Annotated in this window: 8 protein-coding genes; 6 read left to right on the top strand and 2 right to left on the bottom strand. The window is 60.4% G+C overall.

Features of this window, described 5'->3' with window-relative positions:
* Nucleotides 1–270: 270 nt before the first annotated feature.
* The 3 genes from QMX93_RS16185 to QMX93_RS16195 all read left to right on the top strand — a co-directional run bounded on the left by QMX93_RS16185 (nt 271) and on the right by QMX93_RS16195 (nt 5,660).
* Entirely contained in the window at nt 271–1,629 is a 1,359-nt protein-coding gene (locus QMX93_RS16185; protein WP_053118214.1) for a TolC family outer membrane protein, read from the top strand.
* Nucleotides 1,630–1,812: 183 nt separating this feature from the next.
* The gene (locus tag QMX93_RS16190) at nt 1,813–3,972 is read left to right on the top strand and encodes a type I secretion system permease/ATPase (protein ID WP_159814645.1); all 2,160 of its coding nucleotides are present in this window, start codon (nt 1,813–1,815) and stop codon (nt 3,970–3,972) included.
* A gap of 326 nt (nt 3,973–4,298) precedes the next feature.
* Nucleotides 4,299–5,660 (top strand): HlyD family type I secretion periplasmic adaptor subunit, encoded by a 1,362-nt coding sequence (locus QMX93_RS16195; RefSeq protein WP_053118210.1) that lies wholly within the window; start codon nt 4,299–4,301, stop codon nt 5,658–5,660.
* 114 nt (nt 5,661–5,774) lie between these two features.
* Here QMX93_RS16195 and QMX93_RS16200 read toward each other — a convergent pair whose 3' ends face one another.
* A complete protein-coding gene (locus QMX93_RS16200) occupies nt 5,775–6,371 on the bottom strand; it encodes a DTW domain-containing protein (protein WP_053118208.1) in 597 nt (198 codons plus the stop codon).
* A gap of 18 nt (nt 6,372–6,389) precedes the next feature.
* The gene (locus QMX93_RS16205; protein WP_053118206.1) at nt 6,390–7,283 is read right to left on the bottom strand and encodes a LysR family transcriptional regulator; all 894 of its coding nucleotides are present in this window, start codon (nt 7,281–7,283) and stop codon (nt 6,390–6,392) included.
* 292 nt (nt 7,284–7,575) lie between these two features.
* Here QMX93_RS16205 and speB point away from each other — a divergent pair, with 292 nt between their 5' ends.
* The 3 genes from speB to QMX93_RS16220 are packed head-to-tail and all read left to right on the top strand — an operon-like array spanning nt 7,576 to nt 10,517.
* Entirely contained in the window at nt 7,576–8,526 is a 951-nt protein-coding gene (speB, locus tag QMX93_RS16210; RefSeq protein WP_008086245.1) for an agmatinase, read from the top strand.
* 10 nt (nt 8,527–8,536) lie between these two features.
* Nucleotides 8,537–8,959, top strand: a complete 423-nt coding sequence (locus QMX93_RS16215; RefSeq protein WP_137218689.1) for a nuclear transport factor 2 family protein — start codon at nt 8,537–8,539, stop codon at nt 8,957–8,959.
* Nucleotides 8,960–9,014: 55 nt separating this feature from the next.
* Complete coding sequence (locus tag QMX93_RS16220; RefSeq protein WP_212550531.1) at nt 9,015–10,517, top strand: cytosine permease; 1,503 nt, start codon at nt 9,015–9,017, stop codon at nt 10,515–10,517.
* Nucleotides 10,518–10,623: the final 106 nt, after the last annotated feature.

Below are 10,623 nucleotides of genomic sequence, written 5' to 3' on the forward strand. Positions count from 1 at the left end.
TCGCCGTATGTCGCAAAGTGAATGGAACTTTCCTCAAGCCTTTCTGCGCTCCCTAGCGCGCATAAAACAAAGGCTTTCGAGCTGAACAATGTGCCGGATTTTACAAACCGCATAAGTTTTTTTCGGAATAAGCCTTATGAAAATTTTTTCTTAGCTACGCTTCATTATGTTCTTAGCTCTGTTGTTACAAGAGTGAAACGCTTTCCACTAAAAATATCGTCAAATTTTTGGCGACAGTAACACACCATCAGGACTCAGGGAGATGCACCCATGCGCGTTTTAACCCCCCTCTGCAGCGCGGTTTTGCTGGCCATGGCTTGCACATCCCAAGCCCAGGCCATGAACCTCACCGAGGCGATCCAAAGCACCATCGCCACCCACCCGGAACTCGCTTCGCGCGTGGACGCACGCCTGTCGGCTGATGAACAAGTCAAAGTCGCCAAGGGCGGTTTCTATCCGTCCGTCGATTTGAACGCCGCTTACGGTCGTGGCTACAGCGACAACACCAACACCCGCGCCTTCGGTAACCACGACACACGAATTCTCAACTACACCCAGTCCGAGCTGCGTTTACGGCAAATGCTGTTCGACGGTTTCAACACCGCCAACGAGGTTGAGCGCACCAAAGGCGTGTCCAATTCGCGCGCCTACTACGCGCAAGGCACCGCTCAGGATCTGGCCCTGCGCACCATCGAGGTCTACCTCGAAGTGCTCAAGCGCCGCGAACTGGTGACCCTGGCCACGAACAACCTGCAAGCGCACTTGCGCGTCAACGATCAGATCGGCCTGCGCACCGAGCGCGGCATTGGCAGCACCGCCGACTCCGATCAATCGGTGGCGCGTAAAGCACTGGCGCAAAACAACCTCGACACCGCTGAAGTGGATCTGGCGGATGCCGAGTCGAACTTCTTCAGCGTCGTCGGGCGCATGCCTGATGAACTGGAAGCCCCGGCCACGACCCGTGGCGAGTTGCCGACCACCCTGCCGGAAGCCCAGCAGAGCATGGTCGAAAACAACCCGTACCTGAAATCGGCGCAGGCCGACGTGCAATCGGCCGAGAGCCAATACGAAGTAGCCAAGTCGCCGTTCTACCCACGCTTCGACGCTGAAGCAGCGGTGGGCGCGAACAACAACGTGCAGGGCGATGAAGGCCACGACAACGAATGGCGTGTCGGCGTGATCATGAACTACAACCTGTTCCGTGGCGGCAGCGACAAGGCGCGACTGGCCTCCGATGCGCACCAGATCAATCAGGCGATGGACATCCGCAACAACGCCCTGCGTCAGCTCAACGAGAACATTCACCTGGCCTGGAACGCCATGCTCAACGCGAAGAAACAGACCCCGACCGCCCGCGAATACGCGGAAACCACCAAGCGTGTACGCGCCGCGTATCAGGATCAGTTCGGCCTCGGCCAACGTACCCTGCTTGACTTGCTCGACAGTGAAAACGAGCTCTACAACGCCAACCGTCGTTACACCGAAATTCGCTACACCGAGGAATATTCGATGTACCGCGTGCTGGCGAACATGGGCCAGTTGCTGAGCAAACAACGGGTGGTGCTGCCCGCCGATGCGATCGCTTCCAGCGAGGTGAAAAACGAAGCCCGCCTCCCCGAGCTGAAATAACCCCTCTGTAGGAGCTGCCGAAGGCTGCATGATCGTTCCCACGTTCTGCGTGGGAATGCCTCTAGGGACGCTCTGCGTCCAGTGACGCGGAGCGTCATGGGCTTCATTCCCACGCAGAGCGTGGGAACGATCATGCAGCAGGGTTGATGTGGGTGTCCGAGCCAGTTCAAAGGAGCGATCAATATGACCAGCATGGAACCCGGCAACTCTGGGGTCGATCCGCGGCTGAGCTTCGATGATCCGTTACTCGACGGTCTGTTGATTCTCTGCAAACTGCATGGCGCGACGGTCAGTCGCGCCAGCCTGAGTGCCGGGCTGCCGCTGAACAAACAACGTTTGAGCCTCGATTTGCTACCCCGTGCGGCTGCTCGTGCAGGGTTGCAGGCGCGGATGTTGCGCCGTGAACTGAAAGATATTTCACCACTGAACCTGCCGATTCTGTTGTTGCTCAACGACGGCCGCACCGCCGTGTTGCGGCGTTTTGGCGATGACGGTAAAGCGCTGATTCTGCCCAGCGAAGCCGATGGCGGCGAGCAATGGGTCAGCCGTGAAGAACTCACCGAACACTACAGCGGCCAGGCCTTGTTCGCCCGGCCGCGCCACGAACTCGAAGACCTGCGCTCGCCGCTGGTGCCGCGCGTGCATGCGTGGTTTCGCGACACGCTGAAGCTGTCGAAATGGCTATACGGCGATGCGATTCTCGCCAGTTTTCTGATCAACCTGCTGGGCCTGATGGTGCCGCTGTTTGTCATGCAGACCTACGACCGCGTGGTGCCAAACCAAGCGACGTCGACCTTATGGGTGTTGTCGATTGGCCTGTTGATCGGCACCGGTTTCGAACTGGTGCTGCGGGTGGTGCGTGCGCACTTGCTCGACACCGCCGGCAAGAAAACCGATGTGATCCTTTCCGCGACTTTGTTTGAGCGCATCACCGGCATGTCGATGAAGGCGCGGCCAGCGACCATCGGCGGGTTTGCGCAGAGCATTCATGACTTTCAGGGTCTGCGTGAATTCCTCACCGCCGTCACCCTGACCAGCCTGATCGACCTGCCCTTCGTCGTGCTGATGCTGGTAGTGATCGGTCTGCTCGGCGGCTGGCTGGTGGTGATTCCGATGTTGGCGTTTCCGATCACGATCATCTTCGCCCTGGCGATTCAGGTGCGCCTACGCGACACCGTGCAGAAAAGCCTGAGCCTCGGCGCCGAACGCCAGGCCGTGCTGATCGAAACCCTCGGCGGTCTGGAAACCCTCAAGGCCTGCAGCGCCGAAAGCGAGCGCCAGCACAAATGGGAAAGCACCCACGGCGCCCTCACCCGCCTCGACAGCCATGCGCGCAATCTCTCGGCGCTGGCAACCAACGGCACATTGTTCATTCAGCAGTTCTCGGGGATGGCGACGATTGTCGCCGGGGTTTACAGCATCATCGCCGGCAACCTCAGCGTCGGTGCGCTGGTCGCCAGCTACATGCTCGGCAGCCGCGTTCTCGCGCCGCTGGGGCAGATCGCCGGGCTGATCACCCGTTATCAGCAAGCGCAATTGACCATGAAAAGCACCGACGCATTGATGTCGTTGCCGCAAGAACGTGACGGCAAACAGCGGCCGCTGGAACGCACGCAACTGCAAGGTGCGCTGGACGTCAACGGCGTGACCTTTCACTACAACGGCCAGAATGCGCCGGCCCTGAGCAACATCAGTTTCAGCCTCAAGGCCGGTGAGCGGGTTGGCATTATCGGTCGCAGTGGCTCGGGTAAAAGCACCTTGGCGCGGTTGGTGATGGGTTTCTATGAGCCAGAAGAAGGCCAGTTGCTGCTCGACGGTCTCGACCTGCGGCAACTGGATGTCGCGGATCTGCGCCAGCAAATCGGCTATGTCGCCCACGACCTGCCGCTGCTGGCGGGCAGCCTGCGCGATAACCTCACCCTCGGCGCACGCTACGTCAGCGATTCGCGGATGCTTGAAGTGGCTGAGCTGACCGGCGTCACCGAACTCGCCCGCCAGCATCCGCAAGGCTTTGATCGGCCGGTCGGTGAGCGCGGGCAATTGCTGTCCGGCGGCCAACGCCAAGCGGTATTGCTCGCGCGTTCGCTGTTGCTCGACCCGCCGATCATGCTGCTCGACGAACCCACCAGCGCCATGGACAACAGCAGCGAAGACATCCTGCGCCAGAAACTTCATGGTTGGGTGCAAGGCAAAACCCTGCTGCTGGTCACCCACCGCACCTCGATGCTGAGCCTGGTGGATCGGCTGCTGGTACTCGACAACGGCCGGATCGTCGCCGACGGCCCGAAAGAAGCAGTCATCGAAGCACTGCGCAAGGGCCGCGTCGGCTCTGCGGCGGTGTAGATGCTTAACCATAATTTATGGCTAACACAAAAAAGTGTCCTGCATTGCACAGAACCTGTGCCTTACACAAAACCTGTGGCGAGGGGATTTATCCCCGTTTGGGTGCGCAGCGCCCACAAGATTTTGGGGGCTGCTGCGCAACCCATCGGGGATAAATCCCCTCACCACAGGAAAGCTTTTTGGCCACAGGAATTTTCTGTGGCCACCAGGGAAGTTCTCTGAACACAGAAAGCTCTGGGCAAAGGGAGGTTCTGTGGCGAGGGGAAGCTCCCTGGCCACTGATGGGTCATCCAGTTTGATGTTTCTTAATTGAGGGGTATCGCCCCATGTCGGCATCTTCAGATAGCAAATCTCGCGGCTACTTCGACAGTTTCGGCAAAAGTGCCGAAGCCGAGTTCATGCCGGAAACCGCCGGGGCCGCGTTGCAGGATTCGCCGCGCTGGTCGCGGATCACCGTGTGGCTGGCGGCGGGGCTGCTGATCAGTGCGGTGGTCTGGGCCAAATTCGCCGTGCTCGAAGAAGTGACCATGGGCGAAGGCAAGGCGATTCCGTCGAGCAAGATTCAGGTGATCCAGAACCTTGAGGGCGGCATCGTTACCGAGATCTTCGTGCGTGAAGGGCAAATGGTGAACAAGGGCGACACCCTGCTGCGTCTGGATGACACGCGCTTCCGTTCGAACAAAGGCGAGAGCGAGGCCGATCGTTATGCGCTGACGGCGCAGGTCGAAAGACTGTCGGCCGAAGCGGAAGGCCGGCCGTTCAAGCTCTCCGATGAAGTGGTCGCCAAAGCGCCGCAAGTCGCTGAAGACGAGCGCTCGCTGTATGACCAACGCCAGCGCCGACTGGCCAGTGAACAACGAACCCTCAGCGAACAACTGCGGCAGAAAACCCAGGAACTGGCGGAATTTCGTTCCAAGCAGGGCCAGTTCAGTTCCAGCCTGGCGTTGCTGCAGCAAGAGATGAACATGTCCGAACCGCTGGTGAAAACCGGTGCGGTGTCGCCGGTGGAGATCCTGCGATTGAAGCGCAGCGCGGTGGAGATCCGAGGTTCGCTGAACGCCACCACACTCGCCATTCCCCGTGCCGAATCGGCGATTGCCGAGATCCGCAGCAAGATCGACGAATCCGAACAAACCTTCCGCTCCGAAGCCGCCAAAGAGCTAAATGAGAAACGCACCGACCTGTCAAAAATCACCGCGACCAGCATCGCCATCGACGACCGGGTCACCCGCACCACCGTGACTTCACCGGTGCACGGCGTGATCAAGCAATTGAAGGTCAACACCATCGGCGGCGTGGTGCAGCCGGGCAGCGACATGGTTGAAATCGTGCCGCTGGAGGACAACCTGCTGATCGAAGCCAAAGTGCGCCCGCAGGATGTCGCGTTTCTGCATCCGGGGCAGAAGGCGATGGTCAAGTTCAGTGCATATGACTACACGATTTACGGCGGGCTGAGCGCCAAGCTTGAGTTGATCGGCGCGGACACGATTACTGATGACAAGGGCAACAGCTTTTACCTGATTCAGGTGCGCACCGATAAAAACCATTTGGGCGGAGATGTGAAGCCGCTGCTGATTATTCCGGGGATGGTGGCGACGGTGGACATTATTACCGGCGAGAAGAGTGTGCTGGATTACCTGTTGAAACCGGTGTTGAAGGCGCGGACTGAGGCGATGCGCGAGCGGTAGCGAATGATCGTTCCCACGCTCCGCGTGGGAATGCCGCCCGGGACGCTCCGCGTCCCTCTGCGACTGTGACGCAGAGCGTCACTGGATGCATTCCCACGCAGAGCGTGGGAACGATCATCTATCGCCATGATTACGCTGAAAGGTCTCCTCCCCCATCGCCGCAATCTGCCCCTCGATCAACGCTTCAAACGGCTTGAGCAGCGGTTCAAACGAAACCGGCGCCTCCAGCGTTTGCAACGCCTGCACAATCGCCTCAACCGTCGACAACGCCCCCGGCCCCGGGGCCTTGCGCAACCGATAGCGCGACACCCCGCCCTCGGCCAGCGTCACCCGTGGCAACGCCGCCAGCAGTGGATTGAGGTGCAGCATCTTGCGCGCTTTACGCCACGTTCCATCAGGCACCACCAGTAACAACGGCTCATCCGACTCAGCGTAAGCCTGCATCGGCTGCGCATCATCGGCGGGAAACAACAACCGCGCCCGATAGCCCGGCTGATTCAGCAGCGTCGGCAAATCCTCAAACACCTCACCCACAATCAACTCGGCATTGCTCAACCCCAACGCCGCCAATCGCGCGGTGTTCAACGCATGATTGACCTCGCTCGGATGCTGCAACAGCAACACCCGCGTGCGGCTGTCGAGGCTGGGGATCAGCGGGCACAGGCAATGGGTTTGTGGGCGCAGGCAGCGCGGGCATTGAGGTCTGGACATACTTCTTTTTCCTACAAGCTAAGCCTGATTGAGCTGTGCTTTGAGCAAATCGCGGAAGGTCTGGATCAGCGGCTCACGGCTACGGCCCCGGCGCATGATCATCGAGAACGGCGCCTGATAACCGAACGTCGCCGGCAGCAGAACCCGCAAATCCCCTTTGTCGGCCCACGCCTGCGCGTAGTGCTCCGGCAAGTAACCAATGTAGGCGCCGGACAACACCAGAATCAGCTGCGCCTCCATACTTTCCACGGTCGCTGCGCTGTGTTTGAAACCGTGACGCGCCAGTTCCGCCTGACTCCAGTAACCACGACCGACCATGCGCTGCTGAGTGATGACTTGCTCGGGGATGCGCCGCTCGTTGAACAAAGGATGGCGGCTGCTGCAATACAACCAGTGCTGTTCGCGGTACAGCGGCATGTAGACCAGACCGCTCATCCGTGTGGAGAACGCGCCGATGGCCAGATCGAGGCGGTTGTCCTGCACACCGAGTTGCAGTTCGTAGGGGCTCATCACCGATAAGTGCAAATGCACCGCCGGGTGTTCCTGACTGTAGCCGCCGATGGCTTCGGCGAACGGCAAGGCCTTGTCGCTGACCGTGGAGTCGATCACCCCGAGGTTGAGCGTGCCGCGCAATTCGCCCTTGAGCGCGGCGGCGTATTGCTCGAACCCTTCGAGTTCGGCGAGCAGGCGCAGGGTTTCCTGATGGAACAGCTCACCCTTGCTGGTCAGGCTGAACCCGCCGCGCCCGCGATGGCACAGCACCAGACCTAGCGCGGCTTCGAGCTGGCTCATGTAGGTGCTGATCGCCGAGGTCGACAGGTTGAGTTCCTGCTGCGCATTGGCGAAACCCTGATGGCGCACGACGCTGACGAAGATGCGCAATAGTTTCAGGTCGGGTAAAGCGTTGGCCATGTCTACTCCAAGGATCGTTCCCACGCTCTGCGTGGGAATGCAGCCTGTGACGCTCTGCGTCACCTGCAAGTACGGCTGGACGCGGAGCGTCCGTAGATGCATTCCCACGCGGAGCATGGGAACGAGCCGGTGTGGAAGTCTGGCATTAGTTTAGAAAAATCTGAACTAAGTATTTGCCCGTAGCGATTCTTTCCCCTCACTACATTTCGCATCATCGGCCCCACAGCGGCGTCCGAACCTGTGCTCAACGGCGCGCCGATATAAATAAAACAAAGACGATGAGGCCCTACCCGTGGACAAGATTCTTCACCAACCACTGGGCGGCAACGAAATGCCGCGCTTCGGCGGCATCGCCACCATGCTCCGACTCCCCCATGTACCGACCGCTGCCGGCCTGGACGCTGCCTTCGTAGGCGTGCCACTGGACATCGGTACTTCGCTGCGCCCCGGCACCCGCTTCGGGCCACGCGACATTCGCACCGAATCGGTGATGATCCGCCCTTACAACATGGCGACCGGCGCTGCGCCGTTCGACTCGCTGGCCGTGGCCGACATTGGCGACGTGGCGATCAACACCTTCAACCTGCTCGACGCCGTGCGCATCATCGAAGAAGCCTACGACAACATCCTCGAGCACAACGTGATCCCGATGACCCTGGGTGGCGACCACACCATCACCCTGCCGATCCTGCGTGCGATTCATAAGAAGCATGGCAAGGTCGGTCTGGTGCACATCGATGCCCACGCGGACGTCAACGATCACATGTTCGGCGAGAAAATCGCCCACGGCACCACCTTCCGCCGCGCGGTTGAAGAAGGTCTGCTCGATTGTGATCGCGTCGTGCAGATCGGTCTGCGCGCTCAGGGTTACACCGCTGACGACTTCAACTGGAGCCGCGATCAGGGTTTCCGCGTGGTTCAGGCTGAAGAGTGCTGGCACAAGTCGCTGGCACCGCTGATGGCCGAAGTGCGCGAGAAAGTCGGCGGCGGCCCGGTGTACCTCAGCTTCGACATCGACGGCATCGATCCGGCCTGGGCGCCTGGCACCGGCACCCCGGAAATCGGTGGTCTGACGACCATTCAGGCGATTGAAATCGTTCGCGGCTGCCAAGGCCTCGACTTGATCGGTTGCGATCTGGTAGAAGTCTCGCCCGCTTACGACACCACCGGTAACACCTCGCTGCTGGCCGCCAACCTGCTGTACGAAATGCTCTGCGTACTGCCTGGCGTGGTTCACCGCTGAGGGTTGCGTCATGAACGAACGTGATCAGGTTCTGCAAGCGGCCGCCGAACTGGTGGCTGCCTTTGCCCGTAACGATCGCGAGGCTTACTTCGGCGCGTTCAGCGCCGATGCAAGTTTCGTTTTCTACACCCTCGAACAGCCGTTGCTGTCGCGCGATGCCTATCAGGCCTTGTGGGACAACTGGCGCGCCGAGGATGGCTTCGAGGTGCTTGCGTGCACCTCGAGCAACGCCTTCGTCAGCCTGCAAGGTGACGTGGCGATTTTCATCCATGACGTGGCCACCGAGCTGCGCATGCAAGGGGAGCAACACTTCAGCCAGGAGCGCGAGACGATTGTTTTCAAGAAACAAGCGTCGAGCCTAGAACAACAAGGCCATTGGCTGGCCTGCCACGAACATTTGTCCGCGATGCCGGAAGGGCTGCCATCCCCTTAGCCAAAACAGGTGACGCTCACGAACGATGAGCGCGCCTTTGTGATCGGAGCAGATCATGAATAACAACAACAACGAAAAAAGCCTTAGCAGCATTGAAACAAACGGGGTCGAACAGATCCCGGATCATGAGCGCGACGCCCGACCCAGCGACCTGTTTCGCTTGATCTTCGGCGGCGCCAATACCTTCGCCACCGCCGTGCTCGGCAGTTTCCCGGTGCTGTTCGGTCTGTCTTTTCAGGCCGGCGTCTGGGCGATCGTGCTGGGCGTGGTGGTCGGTGCGCTGATCCTTGCGCCGATGGGCCTGTTCGGCCCGCTCAACGGCACCAACAATGCCGTGTCATCGGGTGCGCATTTCGGTGTGCACGGGCGGATCGTCGGCTCGTTCCTGTCGTTGTTGACGGCGATCGCGTTCTTCTCACTGTCGGTGTGGAGTTCGGGTGACGCGCTGGTCGGTGGTGCCAAACGTCTGATCGGCCTGCCGGAAACCGACCTGACCCTGGGTCTGGCCTACGGCTTGTTCGCGTTGCTGGTGCTCACCGTGTGCATCTACGGCTTCCGCATCATGCTGTGGGTCAACCGCATCGCGGTGTGGGCCGCGAGCCTGTTGTTCCTGCTCGGCATTTTCGCCTTTGCCCCCGCCTTCGACAGCCAGTACGCCGGCAGCGTGGCCCTCGGTCAGGCAGGTTTCTGGGCGGCGTTTATCGGCGCCGCGCTGGTGGCGATGAGCAACCCGATTTCCTTCGGCGCCTTCCTCGGCGACTGGTCACGCTACATCCCGCGCACAACCCCGAAAGCCCAGATCATGCTGGCGGTGATCGCGGCACAGTTGGCAACCCTGATTCCGTTTTTGTTCGGCCTGACCACCGCGACCATCGTCGCGATCAAGGCGCCGGACTACATCGCGGCGAACAACTATGTCGGTGGTTTGCTGGCGGTGTCGCCGAGCTGGTTCTTCCTGCCGGTGTGCCTGATTGCGGTGATCGGCGGCATGTCCACCGGCACCACGTCGCTGTATGGCACCGGGCTGGACATGTCCAGCGTGTTCCCGCGCGTGCTGTCGCGGGTGAAAGCGACGCTGTTGATCGGCGTGCTGTCGATTGCCTTCATCTTCATCGGTCGCTTCGCGGCGAACCTGGTGCAGAGCGTGTCGACCTTCGCCGTGCTGATCATCACCTGCACCACGCCATGGATGGTGATCATGATCATCGGCCTGTTGGTACGTCGCGGTTTCTACTGCCCGGATGACCTGCAAGTGTTCACGCGCGGCGAACAGGGCGGACGCTACTGGTTCAACCACGGCTGGAACTGGCGCGGTCTGGGCGCATGGATCCCGAGCGCGGCGGTCGGCCTGTGCTTCGTCAACCTGCCGGGGCAATTCGTTGGCCCGCTGGGTGAAATGGCCGGCGGCATCGACATCAGCTTGCCGGTGACATTGGGCCTGGCGTCGGTGGTGTACCTGACGTTGCTGAGCCTGTTCCCGGAACCGCGGGAAGTGTTCGGCCCCAAGGATGCACGGCGTGAAGCCGCAGTGAAACCTCAACTGCGACAGGCCGCCTGACGCAGAACCCTGTAGGAGTGAGCCTGCTCGCGATGACTGCGGCACATCCAACATTGATGTGACTGGAAGTCAGCTATCGCGAGCAGGCTCACTCCTACAAAGAGCA

Source organism: Pseudomonas sp. PS01303, assembly GCF_029959385.1.
GTDB lineage: Bacteria > Pseudomonadota > Gammaproteobacteria > Pseudomonadales > Pseudomonadaceae > Aquipseudomonas > Aquipseudomonas rustica.

Excerpts from the sequence above, each read along its gene's own strand:
- QMX93_RS16220 (WP_212550531.1), top strand. The coding sequence starts at position 9,015 with ATGAATAACAACAACAACGAAAAAAGCCTTAGCAGCATTGAAACAAAC.
- QMX93_RS16195 (WP_053118210.1), top strand. The coding sequence starts at position 4,299 with ATGTCGGCATCTTCAGATAGCAAATCTCGCGGCTACTTCGACAGTTTC.
- QMX93_RS16190 (WP_159814645.1), top strand. The coding sequence starts at position 1,813 with ATGACCAGCATGGAACCCGGCAACTCTGGGGTCGATCCGCGGCTGAGC.
- QMX93_RS16215 (WP_137218689.1), top strand. The coding sequence starts at position 8,537 with ATGAACGAACGTGATCAGGTTCTGCAAGCGGCCGCCGAACTGGTGGCT.
- QMX93_RS16200 (WP_053118208.1), bottom strand. The coding sequence starts at position 6,371 with ATGTCCAGACCTCAATGCCCGCGCTGCCTGCGCCCACAAACCCATTGC.
- QMX93_RS16185 (WP_053118214.1), top strand. The coding sequence starts at position 271 with ATGCGCGTTTTAACCCCCCTCTGCAGCGCGGTTTTGCTGGCCATGGCT.
- QMX93_RS16205 (WP_053118206.1), bottom strand. The coding sequence starts at position 7,283 with ATGGCCAACGCTTTACCCGACCTGAAACTATTGCGCATCTTCGTCAGC.